Genomic DNA, 17637 nt, shown 5'->3' with positions numbered 1-17637 from the left:
GATGTTACCCGGGAAGTCGTCACTCAGGCCGAAGCCATGCGGCAGGTCATTCAGCGCAATGCTGCAGTGGCATTTCTGGAGGCGGTTAAACTCGATCATGCAGTCTGGAAAAGTGATATTTATCAGCGTATTGAGCAACATCAGTTTGATGATCCGGTGTCCACGCATCATGAATGCCGGCTGGGCAAATGGTATTACGAAGGACGGGGAGCGCGCCTTTACAGCCACCTGTCATCTTTCCGCAGCCTGGAAAGCAGCCATCAGCAGGTGCATCAGCAGGGGGCGCAGGCCCTGCAGGCGTTTGCCGCAGGCAATGTTGAAGAGGGTCTGGCTTGCCTGCAGGAAATGGAATCTGCCAGCCTGCTGGTGACCCGCAGACTGGAAACGCTGGGTGCTGAAGTGATCAGCGCTTTTTGAGCCGGGCGTAAAGCGTGGTGCGGCTGATATTGAGTTGTCGGGCAGCCTCGCTGATGTTGCCGTTGCAGGCGTTCAGCACCTGCTGAATGCGCTGCTCGGTGGTGGTTTTCAGATCCTGGCCGGCCGTTTGGCCCGTGACGTTGACAACCGGCAACTCAGGCAGGTGATATGTTTCAATCTGCCTGCCATCAGCGAGGATCCCCGCTACCTCCAGCACCTGCCTGAGCTGGCGAATGTTTCCCGGCCAGGGGCAGGCATGGAGCTTGTCCATTATGCCCTCAGCCAGCCTGATGTCAGGGCCGTGCAGCTCTCGCAACAGCTGTGCGGTCAGCGCCTCGAAATCGGCTCTGGTATACTCGCGCAGCGGCGTTAGGGTATGCTTGTAGCCGTTTAACCTAAAGTACAAATCTTCCCTGAAACTCCCGTCGGCGACCATGACCTCAAGGTTTTTATGGCTGGCGGCAATCACGCAAAAGTCTACCGGCACCGGCTGATGGCAGCCCAGCGGCACCACGGTTTTTTCCTGTAATACCCGTAACAGCCGGGTTTGTGCCGGCAGCGGCAGCTCGCCAATTTCATCCAGAAATAAAATACCCTGATGTGCTGCTCTGATGTAGCCCGGGCGGCCTTCTTTGTGGCTGCCGGTAAAAGCACCGGCGGTGTGCCCGAACAGTTCGGCTTCAATCAAATCGGTGGGCAGGGCACCACAGTTAACGGCAATCAGCGGGCCCTTGGCGCGCTGGCTTTGCTGGTGCAGCCGGCGCACCAGATGATCCTTGCCGGTGCCGGTTTCACCTTGTAGCAACAAGGGCACGCCATGGTTCAGCAACTTAAGAGCGGCATGGTCGGCGGAAGGCGGTGTCACCGGGCGGGGGCGGCCCGGGCTGCTGCGTCTGCTGAGCAGTGCCATGCCATCACCCCAGGGGGTAAGCTCACCCTGGCGCAGCTGACTGAGCAGGGCGGCAGGATCAAGGCGGGGTAACCACTGGCGGGCGCGGCGATTGGCCCCCAGCAGGCGGCCGTCTTCCCGCAGGGCAATCAGTGCTGACCAGGGTTGCTGCAGGCCGGCGGCATCATTGGCCAGGTTCAGCAGCCAGCAAGCATCCTGCTGCTCACTGACCAGGGCATTTTCCATGGTCAGGGCCATCAGGCGTGCGGTCATCAGCATATCACCGCTGTGTTTGCTTGCTTCACTGGAAATATCAATCACACCCAGCAGCTCGCCGGTAGGTGAAAACACCGGACTGGCACTGCAGCTGATGCTGTGGTTGGCCTGCATATAGTGTTGCTCACCCAGAATGGATACTTCCTGCTGCTCCGTGAGTGCAGTACCAATGGCATTGGTGCCCATGGTCTGCTCGTGCCAGCGGGCACCGGTAGCCAGCGCCAGCCGGCGGGCTCGGGCAGAAAAGCGGTTGTCACCGGTGCTCAGCAAAATGGTGCCGTCGGCATCGGCAAACAGCAACCGGCAGTCGCGGCCCTGTTGCCATTGTTCAAATAAGGGCATGGCCTTTTGTACCAGACTTAACAGATGCCGGTGGCGCTGCTGTTGCTGGCGCAAATCTGCGGGAGTAAGGCAGTCAGGATCTGCCTGAAAGTGTGGCTGCAAGCCAAAGCCCTGACTGCGTTGCCAGGAGCGGGTCAGCAGCGCCGTGGGCTGCTCGCCAAAAGTCAGATATTGCATGGTCATGATTTTCGCCTGTCCGGAAACTGAACACTTGCACTGAACACCCGTACACTTTTACCACAGTGTGCCGGCATTAAACCGGCTGGCAGTGATAATCAGTGTAACCCGCAATGCCTTCAAGGATAAGGCTTGCCGTTGCTTTTGTTATTAAAATGTAAATTTGGCATTGGCTTTGCAATACAAATAACGACTGAACACTATCAGCAAGGAGAGCAATATGATTTATCAGCAACCTGGCCAAGCCGGTGCCATTGTTAATTTCAAGCCCCGTTATCAGAACTTTATCGGTGGCGAATGGACGGCCCCGGTGAAAGGCCGTTATATGGAAAATACCTCACCGGTTAATGGTGCCGTATTTTGTGAAGTGCCCCGCTCTGACGAGGCCGATGTGGATCTGGCAGTCAAGGCAGCCACACAGGCGTTTGCCAGCTGGGGCAGCACACCGCCGGCGGAGCGGGCCAACCTGATGCTGCGCATTGCCGATCGCATTGAGCAGAACAAAGAGATGCTGGCCGTGGCCGAGACCTGGGATAACGGCAAGGCGGTGCGCGAAACCCTGGCCGCTGATATTCCCCTTGTGGTGGATCATTTCCGTTATTTTGCCGGCGCCATTCGTGCACAGGAAGGCAGCGCCGCCGAGCTGGACGGCACCACGGCTGTGTATCACTTTCGTGAGCCGGTGGGAGTAGTAGGGCAGATTATTCCCTGGAACTTTCCGCTGCTGATGGCAGCCTGGAAGCTGGCCCCGGTGCTGGCGGCAGGTTGCTGCACCGTGCTCAAGCCCGCCGAGCAGACCCCGGCCTCCATTCTGGTATTAATGGAGCTGATTGGCGACCTGTTGCCCCCCGGCGTGATCAACGTGGTCAACGGTCTGGGGCCGGAAGCAGGTGAAGCCATTTTGCGCCACCCCGGCATTGCCAAGCTCGCCTTTACCGGTTCTACCCCTGTGGGTCAGCACATTCTCAAGGCGGCAGCCGAGCGGCTTATTCCGTCCACCGTGGAACTGGGCGGCAAGTCTCCTAACATCTTTTTTGAAGATGTGCTGCGCCATGAGCCCGAGTTTGTGGACAAATGCATTGAGGGCATGCTGCTTACCTTCTTTAACCAGGGGGAAGTGTGTACCTGTCCGTCCCGGGCGCTGGTGCAGGAAAGTATTTATGACGAATTTATGGAGCGGGTGCTGGCCCGGGGCCGTGAAATCAAGCAGGGCAACCCGCTCGACACCGAGACGCAGGTAGGGGCGCAGGCTTCACGGGAGCAGTTCGACAAAATTCTTGGCTATATGGAAATTGGCCGTTCGGAAGGGGCACAAATGCTGCTGGGGGGACAGGCCAACTCCATCAGCGGGCTGGAAAACGGTTTTTATATTCAGCCCACCATTTTCCAGGGCCGCAATAACATGCGGGTGTTTCAGGAAGAAATCTTTGGTCCGGCGGTGGGAGTTACCACCTTCAAAGACGAAGCCGACGCGCTGGCCATTGCCAACGATACCGAATTTGGCCTGGGTGCCGGTGTCTGGACCCGGGATGTGAACCGCGCCTATCGTATGGCCCGGGGCATTCAGGCAGGGCGGGTATGGATGAACTGTTATCACGCCTATCCTGCCCACGCCGCCTTTGGCGGCTACAAGAAATCGGGCATCGGCCGGGAAACCCACAAAATGATGCTGGATCACTATCAGCTCACCAAGTGCATGCTGGTCAGCTACAGCAGCAACCCCCTGGGATTCTTCTAAACCATGATGCGGCACCGCAAGGCCGGTGCCGCCATGGTTTGTTAAACAGCAACAATGATAGAGGCCTAGGCCTCAGGCAAGGAGCAATAATATGAGCACAGCAACTTTCTTTATGCCCTCGGTCAACCTGATTGGTGACGGCGCTCTGGGGCAGGCCGTTAATCATGTCAGTGAGTCGGGGTTTAGTCATGCCTTGATTGTGACCGACAAACCGCTGGTTGAGCTGGGATATGCCGGTCAGCTGCAGCAGGCGCTGGCTGCCAAAGATATTAACGCCAGTATTTTTGATGGCGTACAGGCCAACCCTACTACCGGCAATGTGGAAGCGGGTCTGGCCATTCTGAACAAGAACCAGTGCGACTTTGTTATTTCTCTGGGGGGCGGCTCGCCTCACGACTGTGCCAAGGCCATTGCGCTGGTGGCCAGTAACGGTGGTGATATTCGCGATTATGAAGGGGTAGACAAGTCGGCCAGGCCCCAGCTGCCGCTGGTGTCCATTAACACCACTGCCGGCACTGCCTCGGAAATTACCCGCTTCTGCATTATTACCGATGAAAATACTCATATTAAAATGGCCATTGTTGATAAGCATGTCACCCCTGTGCTGTCGGTAAATGATCCCTTCCTGATGAAAAACATGCCGGCTTCGCTGACCGCTGCCACCGGTATGGACGCGCTCACCCATGCGGTGGAAGCCTATGTGTCTACCGCAGCCAACCCCATCACCGATGCCTGCGCCATCAAGGCCATTAATCTGATCAGCGACAACCTGGCCAATGCCGTAGAAAACGGCAGTAATATGGAAGCCCGCAACAACATGGCTTACGCCCAGTTGCTGGCGGGCATGGCCTTTAACAACGCCTCACTGGGCTATGTGCATGCCATGGCGCATCAGCTGGGCGGCTTCTACGATCTGCCCCATGGCGTGTGCAATGCCGTGCTGTTGCCTCATGTGCAACGCTTTAACAGCCGGGTAGCCGCGGTGCGCCTGACCGAGGTAGCCGCTGCCCTGGGCGAAGAAGTGCAGGGGCTGTCGCCGGAGCAGGGCGCAGACCGCTGCATTGCAGCCATTGAGCGTCTGGCCCGCCAGGTGGGCATTCCTGCCGGTCTGCGTGACCTCAAGGTGAAAGAAGAAGATTTTGCCGAGCTTGCCAGCAATGCCATGAAAGACGCCTGTGGTCTTACCAATCCGGTGCAGCCCACTCATGAAGAAGTGGTGGGTATTTTTAAAGCCGCGTTCTGAAGAAGCGTTTAGCAAACTGTTTGCCGGGCTGTTGGCCCGGCTTTTTTATTGAGGCCGCAAACTGCGCCCTGGCGCTGGCTATCATGCCTGATCAATCTTTCGGTAGATGGGCACGTTACCCGGCAGCTGGGTAAGCGGATTGGCATAGCGGGCCTGCATTAAACGCTGTTCGGTCATGGTGCGTAACAGACCGCGCACCGACCCCAGGCCATGGTAATGGCCGTTGCTGGTCACAATAAAATGCTGATGGGTGCCCATGTTGTCATCGTCAGTAATAAGGTAACTCACCTGCTCCAGAGGCGTATGCCGGTCAACGATGATCGGGTGTTTGTCCATGGCCCACGCCACCGGTTTATTGGCATACAGTGCCCGGCCAAAAGGAGTGGAATACAGCTCCATTACCCGGGCGCGGTGTAACATGCCTGCCGGCATGCCCTGCGCCAGTACCGGAATGGAGTGCAGTCTGTCATCAGCCCGCAGCCGTTCAAAGGCCTTTTCCAGCGGGTCATTAATATCCATGGCGACGGCATCACGGATCAGACACTCTATGGTTTCCTGACTATGCGAAAGCAACTGACCGGTGCTTTTGGGCACATAACCGGGCACCTCGCTGATGGGCTCGGCCGCGGGCCGGCCCAGCCAGAACCCCTGGCAATAATATATGCCCATGGCCTGCAATTGCTCCAGCTCGGCCCGGGTTTCAATGCCCTCGGCTATCACTTTTGAGCCCATGCTGCGCGCCAGCGCCACTATGCTCTGTACAAATTCCCGCTTCACGGGATCCTGATCCAGCCGCTGAATAAAATGCCGGTCAATTTTTACAAAGTCGGGTTGCAGCTCGGACCATAGTTTCAGCCCGGAATAACCGGCACCCAGATCATCAATGGCCACACGAAAGCCCAGCTGACGATAATGTGTCAGCGCGGCTTTCAGGCCGTCGGTGTCATGCACCGCATCCTGCTCGGACAGCTCAATCACAATGTGCTCGGGCGCGATTTTCAGCGCCTCAGCCAGACGGCGGGTAGAGCCTTTGGGATGGCGATGATCAAGCAGCACATTGGGGTTCACATTCACAAACAGGCTGCCGCTCATGCCCAGCCGGTGATATTGCAGTAATGCGGCCCGGCGGCAGGCCAGATCCAGCTCCGACAGCAGATTAGACTGACGTGCCTCGGCAAACAGCGCCGTCGGCATTTCCAGGGCGTGGCCTTCGGGGCCGCGGATCAGGGCCTCATGACCCAAAATACGCCGGGCCCGCACGTCAATAATGGGCTGAAACACGGGGCGCAGGCGCTGTTCAGCAATCAGCTCGTTGATAGGACTGCCAGGGGCGGAAAGAGTGAGCATAACGTTAATGGAAGTGTGGCTGTTGATAAGCACACTCTATGGCACTGTTATGACTCTGATATGACAGTGCCCTGTTTATGGGTCAGTAAGATATCAGTGCCTGCAGAGGTTGCCGGCTTTTATAAAGCTGTGGCCCTGTGCCTTCCCGGGTGAAATACAGATGACCGTCTTTGCCCAGGGCGATGGCTTCAAACTGGCCGGTTTCGTTTAGCCGAAAACGGACTCCTTCTGCTTCAGCCACTCTGTTATCACGCACCGGATAGACCCAGGCAAAGGCACGTCTGTCCCACAGGTTGCGGCTGTATCCCACCAGCAGCAGAGTTTGGCTGGCGGTATCAAAGTCGGCACCGGTAACCAGCATTTGCGTATTCAGCCGCTGCCATTCGGTGATTTCGGTGGCCCGTGAATCTGGTATCAGACGATAAATGGCGCTGTGCTGATCCAGCCAGCGTTTGGTCAGCAGCCAGAGCTCGCCATTGACCATGGCCAGGGCTTCAGCATCAAAATTATGCTGATGGGAAGGGGGCTGAAAGTTGTGCTGCTCCTGGTAGCGTACCGGCAGCTCTGTGAGATCACCGCCGTTTACCGGCACCGCCAGCACGCGCAGATCCCGGCGCTTGCCGCCATTGTTGCCGGTATCGGCAATATAAAGGATATTGTTATTCTGAGTAATGTCTTCCCAGTCACGGTTGCTGGCGGCCACCGGCATACGGCTGAGCAGCCGGCCCTTGTCGTCAAGCATAAACAGCTCGGCCGTATTGCCGCTGTCGTTATGGCTGACAAAACCGCCGTTCAGGGCCACCAGGCCGGAGCTTTCCTGCAGGTCAGACGGAAAGCCGGCTACCGGCATCAGCATCAAGCGCCGGTCACCGGCTCCGGCACAGGCGGTCAGCAGTAATAAACACATAGTAATGATGATGCGCTGCATGATGTGGCTCCTGCCTGAAAAAGTGATGGCTTTCAAAGTTTCTGTAAAGGCACTGTTAATCAATAAGGCCTGCTGTTAATAAGCATTATAAGCAATAAATATGTCTGCTTTTATTTTTTAAATCAGGTCATTCTTTCATCGTAAAGCTGATAAGCTGCGCGCGTATTTTTTATCCTTATATGAATAAAGGAGGTGAGTGAGTGGCCAAAGGGGTTGCATTATCGGTGTTTTCGTCGGTGTTATTTGCGCTGCTTTATTACTATGCCAGCCTGATGACACCCATGAGCGGAGAGGTAGTATTTGGCTGGCGCATGCTGCTGACCATGCCCTGCCTGGGGCTGTTTCTGCTGTACAGCGGAGACTGGCGACTGGTAACTGCGCTGCTTGCTCAGCTGAAAACCCGTCCGGTAATCTGGGTTGGCCTGCCGCTCTCCTCAGCGCTGGTGGGAGTACAACTGTGGATTTTTATGTGGGCACCCATTAATGGCCGGGGGCTGGCAGTGTCGCTCGGCTATTTTATGATGCCACTGGTGCTGGTACTGGTTGGCCGGTTTTTATATCAGGAGCGGCCCAGCCGGCTGCAGTGGCTGGCGGTGGCCTGTGCCGCCTTCGGGGTTGGGAATGAGCTCTGGCATGCAGGCGGCGTGTCATGGGAAACCATGGTCGTTGCTATTGGTTATCCGCTCTATTTTGTCTGGCGGCGCTGGCTCGGAAACGACAATCTGGGCGGCCTCTGGTGCGATATGCTGCTGATGTTGCCGGTGGCGGCCTGGTTTGTGATGGCATCCGGCTCGCCTTTTGCCACCTTTGCCGACAGACCGGTGCTGTATATTCTGGTGCTGGGTCTGGGTATGATCAGCGCCCTGGCACTGGCTTGTTATATTCTTGCTAGCCGTCAGCTGCCATTCAGTCTGTTTGGCCTGTTAGGCTATGTGGAGCCGGTGCTGTTGGTGGTGGTGTCTTTGGTGCTGGGAGAAACCATTGCCGATGAAGAGTGGGTGACCTTTATTGCCATCTGGGTTGCTGTGGGGCTGCTGATCCTGGAAGGGGTGCGCAAAATGCTGGCCTTTCGCCGCTATCCGTTCCGTCAAAGTGCCCGTCATCAGACCTAAAAAAAGCGCCGTCAGGCGCTTTTTTATTAACCCTGTTATCAGGCCGTGGCCGGTGCCCGCTCGCTGTCGTTATCGGCAGCAAACACGGCTTCGTCGGTTTGCCCCAGCAGCTTGCTGCTGATGGTGCCGGCGGTCATGGAGCCGTTCACATTGAGGGCGGTGCGGGCCATGTCGATCAGCGGTTCAATGGAGATCAGCAGGGCCGCCAGCGCCACCGGCATGCCCATAATGGGCAGCACTATCAGGGCCGCAAAGGTAGCACCGCCGCCCACACCGGCCACACCGAAAGACGCCAGGGTGATCACGCCCACCAGGGTGGCCAGCCACAAGGGATCCAGCACATCAATGCCCATGGTGGGGGCTATCATCACCGCCAGCATGGCCGGATAAATGCCGGCGCAGCCGTTCTGACCAATGGTGGCACCAAAAGAGGCTGAAAAGTTGGCAATGCTCTCGGGCACGCCCAGTTTCTGGGTTTGCGCCTGCACGTTCAGCGGAATGGTGGCGGCACTGGAGCGGCTGGTAAAGGCAAACGCCAGTACCGGCCATACCTTGGTAAAAAAGCGCTTGGCATTGACACCTGCGATGCTCAGCAACACACCGTGCACCACAAACATAATGGCAATGGCCAGGTAAGACGCCACCAAAAAGCCGGCCAGACTGACCACATCCTGCAGGTTGGAGCCGGCAATCACCTTGGTCATCAGCGCCATTACGCCAAAGGGGGTCAGTTTCATCACCAGCCGCACCAGCCGCATAATCAAGGCTTGCAGGGCTTCAATGCCGCCCACCACACGTTTGCCCAAGTCCGGCTCGTCTTTCAGCAGGGTCAGTACGGCCAGTCCCAGGAACACCGCAAAAATCACCACGCCAATAATGGAAGTGGGGCTGGCACCTGTCATGTCGGCAAAGGGGTTGCGCGGAATAAAAGACACCAGCAGTTGCGGCACAGACAAATCCGCCACACTGGCCACGGTGGCTTCCAGATGCTCGGCACGGGCCAGTTCACGGGCTCCCTGCACCAGATCGGCGGCACTCAAACCAAAGGAATAGGTGACGAACACGCCCACCAGCGCCGAAATGGCAGTGGTAAACAGCAATATGCCCAGGGTCATTACACTGATTTTGCCCAGCGAGGTGGCATTATGCAGCCGGGCCACGGCACCCAGAATGGACACCAGCACCAGCGGAATGACGATCATCTGCAGCAGTCGCACATAGCCGGCACCTACCACGTTTACCCACTCCAGGGTGCGGGTGATGGTATCGGCGCTGTACAGCAACTGCATGGCAAAACCGGCGGCCACACCAAACACCAGGCCGGTAAGCACCTGGCGGGAAAGGGACTGACCCCGGCGGGCCAGCTTGCCCAGAACCAGCATCAGCAACACAAAGATCGTCAGATTGACGAGCAGGGTCAGCATGAAGACTCCAAATGTCAGAAAAATATAGGGAACCAAGTAATGCTAACAGCACAATTCACTGTGCTGTTAATCCGTTTGGTTATGGCTTATGAAAAATAGCGTAACAAGGGTATTTTTGCAGAATTTATAACCATTGGTAAAGCGGGGTCTGGTGTCAGACTCCGCTAATAGCAGTTAACGCAAACGCTCCAGCAGGCTGGCACTGGCATAACCATCGGCGGTCATGCCTTTGGCTTGTTGCCAGGCCCGAATCGCGGCCATGGTGTTGGGGCCAATGACACCGTCAGTCCCTTTGGTATTAAATCCCTGCTCGGTAAGGCGCTGCTGCAGCTCGCGCTTTTCGGTACGGCTGAGGGCACGTTCGTGGCGGGGCCAGTGTTGTTTAAAACCACTGCTGCCGGCAATTCTGTCAGCAAGATGTCCTACGCCCATGGCGTAAGAGGTGGCATTGTTGTAACGCTTGATCACATAGAAGTTGTTAAATACCACAAAGGCGGGGCCTTTGGCACCGGCGGGTACCAGTACTGCCGCCTTGCCAATGTCTGGCAGGGCCTGGCCGTTTGCCTGCTTAATGCCTTGCTGTTGCCAGTAGGATACCGGCCGGCGGTTTTGCTGATCTGCCCGGGTATAGTCAAAGTTATCCGGCAGTATGACTTCCAGTCCCCAGGGCATGCCTGCCTGCCAGCCGAAGCGGGACAGATAATAGGCTGCAGAGGCCAGGGCGTCAGTAGGATCATCACTCCAGATGTTACGCTTGCCGTCACCGTCAAAGTCCTGGGCGTATTCCAGATAACTGGTGGGCATAAACTGGGTGTGGCCCATGGCACCGGCCCAGGAGCCGCGCATGTCTTTTACGCTCACATCACCGGCCTGCAGAATTTGCAGAGCGGCGATCAGCTGCGCTTCGGCAAAGTCCCGGCGGCGACCTTCAAAGGCGAGCGTGGCCAGACCTTCAATGGTGGGCGTATTGCCGCGATAGCTGCCATAGTTGGTTTCCATGCCCCAGATCGCCAGCACCACTTCAGCTTCTACGCCATAGCGTTGCTCTATTTGTGCCAGCACCGGGGCCAGCGTCTGATGTTTGCTTTTACCGGTACTGATACGGGTATCAGAGACGGCAGTATCAAGATATTCCCAGATCTGGCGGGTAAACTCCGCCTGACCCCGATCCAGTTTAATTACCTGCTGATTCAGGTCGATATTGTTAAAAGCGGCATCAAACAGGGATGGCTCAATCCCCTTTGCCAGGGCCCGGCGGCGAAAGTCGTCGCGCCAGGCAACAAAATTCTGCTGCTCGGCGGGAGTGGCAGCGGCGGTGTTGGGCAAGTCAGACGCTGGTTGTGGTGAAGGGCTGGCATGGCTGGCGCAGCCACCCAGCAAAGCAGCGGCAACCAGGCTGGCTGCAAGAGTGGTTTTTAGCATGATTTATTCCCGTGAAACTGATGAACAACAGCTTATCGAATCGATAAATATTTGAAAGTGGCTAGAATAGCGCAAATCCGTGGTCAGGCGCAGATCCGCTGACACAGCTTTGTTATGATATTTGCGCACCAAGAGTGAATGGGCTTGTATTCGGAGTTGTCATGTATTTAAGCAGAGACTATCAGGAAACCGACTTCAGCAGCCTGGAGCTGATTTATCACGATGCCGTGATGGGGCAGGGGCGACGCGGATACAGCGATGAGCAGGTACAGGTGTGGGCGGCGTTTCCTTACCTCTATCGGGATAACTTCAGCCGCCTTATTCGCAGTGGCTATACTCGAGTGATGACGCTGCATAATATTCCCGTGGCCTTTGCTACCCTGAATCCCGATAACTATCTGGCACTGGTTTATGTGCTTGAGCAGCACTCGGGCAGGGGGCTTGCAAGCCGTTTGTGCGGCGAAATTGAGCAGGAAGCCCGTCGTCGCGGCGTGGATTGTCTCACGACGGATGCCAGCGTATTGTCGCGGCCCATGTTTGAGCAGCGGGGATTTGTGTTGATAGACCAGCAGCAAGTGTGCAAAGCCGGGCTGACCTTTACCCGCTTTATTATGGAAAAAAAGCTGGGCTGAACGCCCCTTGCCCGGCTGGCGAAACGCCCGGCTTTGCCGCACAATAACGCCGCCGTCAGGCGGCTTGTTATTTATAAACCGGGAGAACCTTCAGTGGCCATGCCAAAAGACACCTACTATCTTACCGCTCACTGCCCGGGCAACCTGGGCACCGTGGATGTAGTCACCCGCTATCTGCGCGAGCAGGGCTGCTATGTGGTGGAGATGCAGACCTTTGACGATGTGCTGAGCCGCCACTTTTTTATTCGTGTTGAATTTCGTCCGCCCACGGAGCACGCTTTTGATGAAGTCGCGTTCAGGGCGGGCTTTGCGCCCCGGGCTGAAGGGTTTGATATGCAATGGCAACTTACTGCCCGCCAATACCGGCCCAATGTGGTGGTGATGGTGTCACGGCTGGATCACTGTCTGAATGATCTGCTGTATCGTTATCGCACCGGGCAGCTGGCGATGGAAATTCCTGCCATTATCTCCAATCATTCCGACTTACAGCGGCTGGCCGACTGGCACCATATTCCCTATTATCACCTGCCGGTAAATGATGATAACCGCACCGAGCAGGAAGCCCAGGTAATGAGCATAGTACGGGAATGCGAAGCAGATCTGGTGGTGCTGGCCCGTTATATGCAAATGCTGAGCCCGGCCATGAGCGCCGAGCTGACCGGCCGTGCCATTAATATTCACCATTCACTGCTGCCGGGCTTTAAAGGGGCCAGCCCTTATCATCAGGCTTATGATAAGGGTGTTAAACTGGTGGGAGCCACGGCCCATTATATCAATAATGAGCTGGATGAAGGCCCGATTATTACTCAGGGCGTGGAAGTGGTGGATCATAGCCATTATCCCGAGCAGCTGATTGCCAAGGGTAAAGACATAGAATGCATTACCCTGTCCCGGGCGGTGCAATATCACATAGAACAAAGGGTGTTTCTGCATCAGGGTAAAACCGTGGTGTTTACCAGCTGATCGCGCTTGCGCTCATTATTTATTCAGGGAGCTTATTAATGAACAAACGGTTGCTGACCGGCGCGCTGGCGCTGTTGGTGTCCGGCTGTGCCAGTCAGCAGCCGGATCTGCCATTTACACTGACACTGGCACATATTAACGACACTCATGCTCACTTTGATGCCAGTGATGCGCCCATCACCCTGGACGGCCGTCCGCTTTATACTCGTCTGGGCGGTCATCCGCGGCTGTTGACACAGGCTAATACGCTGCGGGAGCAGGCGAAACAGCAACAGCAGCCGCTGCTGTTTGTTCATGGCGGCGATGCCTGGCAGGGTACTGGCTATTTCAAACTGAACCAGGGGGCCATGAATGCGGATATTCTGAGCCGGCTGGGGCTGGATGCCATGGTGCTGGGTAATCATGAGTTTGATATCAGCAACCAGCGACTGGCGCAGTTTATTCAGAGCGTTAACTTTCCGGTGCTGGCCACCAATATAGATACCAGTACAGACCCGGCACTGAAAGATGCCGGGCTGCTGCCCTATGTGCTTTACTCCCTTGATGGTAACGATAAAGAGCGCCTTGAGAGTATGGAGGATGCAGGCCGGGATCCTGTGGTTGCCATTATCGGACTGACCCTTGAAAACATGCCGGACATTGCCCCAAACACGGGCAAGCTGGTGTTTGAACAGGAGCTCAAGGCAGCACAGAGCACGGTGAATGCGCTGCGTGCTCAGGGGGTTAAGCACATTGTTGCGGTTACCCATCTTGGACTGGAGCGGGATCAGCGTCTGGCTGCCGGTGTGAATGGCATCGATGTGATTGTAGGTGGTCATTCCCACAGTCTGCTGGGAGATTTTTCCGATCTGGGCATGGGCAAGCAACCTGACTATGCCCAGCTGGTTACCAACCCCGATGGCCGCGCTAAAACCTGTGTGGTGCAGGCAGGCCAATATGCTCAGGCCATGGGCCGGGTAACGGTCACTTTTACCAAAGACGGCCGGGTCAGCCGCTGTGAAGGTAACAATACCCTGCTTACCGATGGTCTTTTTTATACGGATATTCGTCGAACTGACGCCAGCCGGCTGAATGATGACGAACAAGCCGCGCTTAACGGGCGGATTGCCAACGATCCGCGTCTGGCCGTAGTGCAGGAAGATAAAGCACTGCGTGAGCATATTGATGCTCAATACCGGCCAGCATTGATGGCGGCTTACGGTAAGGTCATTGGTCATGTGCCGGCCACGTTAACTCACCGCCGCTTGCCAGCCCGAGATGGTACTCAGTCTCAGGTTGCTCCTCTGGTGGCAGCCAGCCAGCTGTACTGGATCAACACGCCTCAGGTGCAGGCGGTAACCGGCCGCAAGGCGGATATTGCACTGGTCAATGCCGGCTCGGTACGCACCAGTCTTGAACCCGGTGAGCTGAAAGAAGGCAATGTCTCTCTGGAGCTGCTGCCTTTTGCCAATCCGCTGAGTGTGGTGTCGCTCACCGGCAGGCAAATAGCAGCGCTGCTGCTGGAAACCATTAATGCCTCTTTGCCGCAAGGCGCTCATACCGGCCGCTTCCCCTATGTGGCGGGTCTACGTTACGAGTTTAATGAAACCCGTAAAGACGCCGGTTTTTTGCGTTCATTGGAAGTAAAGACCGACGCGGGCTGGCAACGGCTGGATCCCAATGCCAGTTATACTGTGGTGATGAACGGCTACAGTGCGTCGGGTAATGACGGCTGGAATACACTCTATGAAGCCCAGCGGGTACTGACTGACAGAACGGATCTGGCCTGGGTTAATGGCCAGTTAACCGCCTTTCCGGTTGCCCGCCTGGATAAAGCCGCGGGAGGAGCAATTCAAGTGCACTATATTAATCAGCCCCTGAATTGCCGGGCTCAGGGCGTAAAATGCAATACTGATGCCAGCGCCTTTGTAGAATATGTGCGTGATCAGCAGCCACTGCTGACACCGCTGCGTGAAACCGGAGTAACACTGAACCGGCTGTAATCATGCACAAGAAACCCTATTTACCGCAAAAAACCTGTTTGGTGTGCGGCCGGCCGTTCAGCTGGCGAAAAAAATGGGCCAGAGATTGGGAGCAGGTTAAATATTGTTCAGAGCGCTGTCGCCGGCAGCGCTCTGCTGCGTCAGGTGCTGACACAGCAGACAGCGATAAAAGTATGCGCTAGGTGCCTATTCCAGGCCTGATCCGGACGTGGTACTGGCCGCAAGCTGCTTGTTGTTTATGTTCGAATCCTCAGTGCTGCACTATAGTCTTTTGAGTCTTTGATATAATAACAACATCAGCACAGTCGACAGGGATGACACTATGCAAACCAATCCGCTTTTCAGTTTTAGCCGTGTTTTATTACTGGTTTTTTGCGCTGCATTGCCCGCGTGGGCCGCACAGCCATTGGTCAGGCCTGAACAGGCGGTCATACTGACAGTGACCGGTAATATTGAGCGCACCAATAGCAACGGAAAGGCAATATTCGACCGCGAGATGCTGGACCAGCTGTCACAGCATGGTTTTTTTACCGGTACTCCCTGGACCGGGCAAAAACATCACTTCAGTGGTGTGCTGTTGAGCGATTTGCTGAATTATCTCGGGGCTGAAGGAGAAAATGTCCGCGTTATTGCCTTGAATGACTATCATAATGATCTCAGCATGAATATGGTGCGCAAGCATCCCTTTCTGCTGAGCACCCGGCTTGACGGAGAAATCATAAAAGTCCGGGATAAAGGTCCGCTCTGGGTGATGTTACCCCTGTCGGAGCATTCTGAATATGACACCAAGCGCTATCACGAAATGCTCGTGTGGCAGGTAAAGCAGCTGGATATTCAGTGATTTCAAACTCAATCAAAATGGTGGTACTGACAGTTGCCGCACTGTTGTTTACCGTCAGCTCCATTTACAGCTACAACCGGGATCTGGATGTAGTCGGTTATGTTTCGTCTACTATCAAGGCGGTGGGCTGGGCCAGTTCCGAGCTGGAAATGGAAGTGCTGAAGTTCGATCACGCATTAACCGCATTAGCCGCAGGCACCAAAGGCGCTGATCATGTGCAACTGCGTTTCGAGTTGCTGTGGAGCCGCCTGAACACCCTTATTGAGGGAGAAGAAAGCCGGCCCATGCGTGAGCAGCCGGGCGTCATGGCAGTGCTGACGGCGCTTTTTGAGCAGTTAAAGCAATGGGAACCCGGTGTGTATCAGCTTGCTGATAATGACCGTCAGACTGCTTTGGCACTAAGGCAGGAGCTGGAGCCATATCGTCACCTGGTCAGGGAAATTAATGTGGACAGCTTTTCCGGGGCCAATGTACAGCAACAGCTGGATATTATCGGCGATATCCGACTGCGTTCTACCATTTATCTGGGAGGATTGCTGGTCAGTGGTGCTCTGCTGCTGTGGCTGGTGATTCGGGAAAACCGGCGCAATCGCTACATGGCCTATCATGATATGCTGACCGGTCTGCCCAACCGCATTAACTTTTATCAGATGATGAACCGCGCGCTGGCACAGGCCGAGCGCAAAGGCACTACGCTGGCGGTGCATATGGTGGATTTGAACGGGTTCAAGGCCATTAATGACAGCCTGGGTCATGATGTGGGCGATAGGGTGCTTAAGGTGGTGGCATCTCGTTTGAGGCTGGCGCTGAAAGGGCAGGGCCATGTGGCCCGCCTTGGTGGCGACGAATTTGTGGTGATACAGCCCTATACCAGGCGAGAACAAGCCGAGCGCTTTGCACAGGCCATGCTGAAAGCACTGTCGGCAGACATTCGTCTGCCCGACGGTTGTTTGTCGCCCAGAGCCAGTATTGGCTCCAGCCTTTATCCCGAGCACGGTGTCTCCATGGCGGACCTGTTAAGTCATGCCGATACCGCCATGTATTATGCCAAGCATAACCCCCGATTATCGTTTCAGTTGTTTGAGCAGGGCATGGATGAACGGCGGCTGCGTAGTCAGAAGCTGGCAGTGGCGTTACAGCTGGCCATTGAGAATGACGAGTTAACACTGTTATACCAGCCCATATTTTGTCTGAAAGGTGGCAGCATCGAGTCTTTTGAGGCGCTGCTGCGCTGGCATTCTGCCGAACATGGCCAAATCAGTCCGCTGGAAGTGATTGCAGTTGCCGAACATCATGGTCTGGCCCATGTGCTGAACCAGTGGGTGCTGTTAACGGCCTGTCAGCAGCTGCGGGAGTGGCATCGCCAGGGACACACTTACCTGAAAGTAAATGTAAATATCAGTCCGGAAATTTTTATGAGCGGTGAGCTGGCCAGTACCGTTAATATCATTTTGCAGCGGGTAGGGTTGCCGGCGTCAGCACTGGTGCTGGAAATTACCGAAGACACCAGCCTGTGGGATACCGCCAGCTCGGTGGATAATCTGACTGCACTGCGCAAGCTGGGCGTGGAAATTGCAATGGACGACTTTGGCACCGGTTATTCTTCTTTCAGCCATTTGCGTCAGCTGCCGGTAAACAAGCTGAAAATAGACAAGTCTTTTGTAGCAGACGTGACCACGGATCAGCGTGCGGCGGATATGGTGGATGCCATTATTCGGCTGGCCGACAGCCTGAATATGGCGGTCACCGCCGAAGGTATTGAACTGGCAGGACAAAGAGACAGGCTTGAGCAGCTGGGCTGTGCCCATGGTCAGGGCTATTTGCTGGCACGACCCATGCCGGCAGAAAAAGTGGCGGTATGGTTACAGGAAAACCGGCAGCAGCGCTACACTCCTGCCGGCTGA

At 55.8% G+C, this 17637-nt stretch carries 15 protein-coding genes; 10 read left to right on the top strand and 5 right to left on the bottom strand.

The genetic code is table 11. From position 1 onward, the window contains the following. Positions 1 to 36 precede the first annotated feature (36 nt). The gene (locus G364_RS17545; protein ID WP_245541390.1) at positions 37 to 417 is read left to right on the top strand and encodes a CZB domain-containing protein; all 381 of its coding nucleotides are present in this window, start codon (positions 37 to 39) and stop codon (positions 415 to 417) included. Here G364_RS17545 and G364_RS0104695 read toward each other — a convergent pair. Beyond that, entirely contained in the window at positions 404 to 2107 is a 1704-nt protein-coding gene (locus tag G364_RS0104695) for a sigma-54-dependent Fis family transcriptional regulator (protein WP_019934001.1), read from the bottom strand. The two genes, G364_RS17545 and G364_RS0104695, sit on opposite strands and share 14 nt — an antisense overlap. Before the next feature lie 214 nt (positions 2108 to 2321). Here G364_RS0104695 and exaC point away from each other — a divergent pair, with 214 nt between their 5' ends. Then, the gene (gene exaC / locus G364_RS0104690; RefSeq protein WP_019934000.1) at positions 2322 to 3839 is read left to right on the top strand and encodes an acetaldehyde dehydrogenase ExaC; all 1518 of its coding nucleotides are present in this window, start codon (positions 2322 to 2324) and stop codon (positions 3837 to 3839) included. Positions 3840 to 3930: 91 nt separating this feature from the next. Next, positions 3931 to 5082, top strand: a complete 1152-nt coding sequence (yiaY, locus tag G364_RS0104685) for an L-threonine dehydrogenase (RefSeq protein WP_019933999.1) — start codon at positions 3931 to 3933, stop codon at positions 5080 to 5082. 81 nt (positions 5083 to 5163) lie between these two features. Here yiaY and G364_RS16360 read toward each other — a convergent pair whose 3' ends face one another. Beyond that, positions 5164 to 6462: an EAL domain-containing protein gene (locus tag G364_RS16360; protein ID WP_245541381.1), complete on the bottom strand. Its 1299-nt coding sequence runs from the start codon at positions 6460 to 6462 to the stop codon at positions 5164 to 5166. Positions 6463 to 6511: 49 nt separating this feature from the next. Next, positions 6512 to 7357 carry a hypothetical protein gene (locus G364_RS0104675; protein ID WP_019933997.1) on the bottom strand — a complete coding sequence of 282 codons (846 nt, stop codon included), beginning with the start codon at positions 7355 to 7357 and terminating at the stop codon, positions 6512 to 6514. A gap of 200 nt (positions 7358 to 7557) precedes the next feature. Between G364_RS0104675 and rarD the strand changes: the two genes are divergently transcribed. Continuing rightward, positions 7558 to 8469: an EamA family transporter RarD gene (gene rarD / locus G364_RS0104665; protein ID WP_019933996.1), complete on the top strand. Its 912-nt coding sequence runs from the start codon at positions 7558 to 7560 to the stop codon at positions 8467 to 8469. 38 nt (positions 8470 to 8507) lie between these two features. Here rarD and G364_RS0104660 read toward each other — a convergent pair whose 3' ends face one another. After that, a complete protein-coding gene (locus G364_RS0104660) occupies positions 8508 to 9893 on the bottom strand; it encodes an L-cystine transporter (RefSeq protein ID WP_019933995.1) in 1386 nt (461 codons plus the stop codon). Between the two features lie 174 nt (positions 9894 to 10067). After that, entirely contained in the window at positions 10068 to 11315 is a 1248-nt protein-coding gene (locus G364_RS0104655) for a lytic murein transglycosylase (protein ID WP_019933994.1), read from the bottom strand. Between the two features lie 161 nt (positions 11316 to 11476). On the opposite strand from G364_RS0104655, the gene G364_RS0104650 reads away from it, so the two are divergent. The 6 genes from G364_RS0104650 to G364_RS0104630 all read left to right on the top strand — a co-directional run bounded on the left by G364_RS0104650 (position 11477) and on the right by G364_RS0104630 (position 17637). Further along, positions 11477 to 11947, top strand: coding sequence for a GNAT family N-acetyltransferase (locus G364_RS0104650; protein WP_019933993.1), 471 nt, complete (start codon positions 11477 to 11479; stop codon positions 11945 to 11947). A gap of 99 nt (positions 11948 to 12046) precedes the next feature. Continuing rightward, positions 12047 to 12910, top strand: a complete 864-nt coding sequence (purU, locus tag G364_RS0104645; RefSeq protein ID WP_245541389.1) for a formyltetrahydrofolate deformylase — start codon at positions 12047 to 12049, stop codon at positions 12908 to 12910. Positions 12911 to 12948: 38 nt separating this feature from the next. After that, complete coding sequence (locus G364_RS0104640) at positions 12949 to 14892, top strand: bifunctional metallophosphatase/5'-nucleotidase (protein WP_019933991.1); 1944 nt, start codon at positions 12949 to 12951, stop codon at positions 14890 to 14892. Positions 14893 to 14894: 2 nt separating this feature from the next. Beyond that, complete coding sequence (locus G364_RS16990; RefSeq protein WP_083928696.1) at positions 14895 to 15074, top strand: DUF2256 domain-containing protein; 180 nt, start codon at positions 14895 to 14897, stop codon at positions 15072 to 15074. Positions 15075 to 15331: 257 nt separating this feature from the next. Continuing rightward, positions 15332 to 15733, top strand: a complete 402-nt coding sequence (locus G364_RS0104635) for a putative pterin-binding protein (RefSeq protein ID WP_156816443.1) — start codon at positions 15332 to 15334, stop codon at positions 15731 to 15733. After that, positions 15730 to 17637, top strand: coding sequence for a putative bifunctional diguanylate cyclase/phosphodiesterase (locus G364_RS0104630; RefSeq protein WP_245541380.1), 1908 nt, complete (start codon positions 15730 to 15732; stop codon positions 17635 to 17637). Before G364_RS0104635 ends, G364_RS0104630 begins: the two co-directional genes overlap by 4 nt.

Source organism: Oceanimonas smirnovii ATCC BAA-899 (assembly GCF_000381965.1).
Classification (GTDB): Bacteria; Pseudomonadota; Gammaproteobacteria; order Enterobacterales; family Aeromonadaceae; genus Oceanimonas; species Oceanimonas smirnovii.
Note: the sequence above shows the minus strand (reverse complement) of the source record. Positions and strands in the feature narration are given on the sequence as shown.

Excerpts from the sequence above, each read along its gene's own strand:
- G364_RS17545 (WP_245541390.1), top strand. The coding sequence starts at position 37 with ATGCGGCAGGTCATTCAGCGCAATGCTGCAGTGGCATTTCTGGAGGCG.
- G364_RS0104695 (WP_019934001.1), bottom strand. The coding sequence starts at position 2,107 with ATGACCATGCAATATCTGACTTTTGGCGAGCAGCCCACGGCGCTGCTG.
- exaC (WP_019934000.1), top strand. The coding sequence starts at position 2,322 with ATGATTTATCAGCAACCTGGCCAAGCCGGTGCCATTGTTAATTTCAAG.
- yiaY (WP_019933999.1), top strand. The coding sequence starts at position 3,931 with ATGAGCACAGCAACTTTCTTTATGCCCTCGGTCAACCTGATTGGTGAC.
- G364_RS0104675 (WP_019933997.1), bottom strand. The coding sequence starts at position 7,357 with ATGCAGCGCATCATCATTACTATGTGTTTATTACTGCTGACCGCCTGT.
- G364_RS0104660 (WP_019933995.1), bottom strand. The coding sequence starts at position 9,893 with ATGCTGACCCTGCTCGTCAATCTGACGATCTTTGTGTTGCTGATGCTG.
- G364_RS0104655 (WP_019933994.1), bottom strand. The coding sequence starts at position 11,315 with ATGCTAAAAACCACTCTTGCAGCCAGCCTGGTTGCCGCTGCTTTGCTG.
- G364_RS0104650 (WP_019933993.1), top strand. The coding sequence starts at position 11,477 with ATGTATTTAAGCAGAGACTATCAGGAAACCGACTTCAGCAGCCTGGAG.
- purU (WP_245541389.1), top strand. The coding sequence starts at position 12,047 with ATGCCAAAAGACACCTACTATCTTACCGCTCACTGCCCGGGCAACCTG.
- G364_RS0104640 (WP_019933991.1), top strand. The coding sequence starts at position 12,949 with ATGAACAAACGGTTGCTGACCGGCGCGCTGGCGCTGTTGGTGTCCGGC.
- G364_RS16990 (WP_083928696.1), top strand. The coding sequence starts at position 14,895 with ATGCACAAGAAACCCTATTTACCGCAAAAAACCTGTTTGGTGTGCGGC.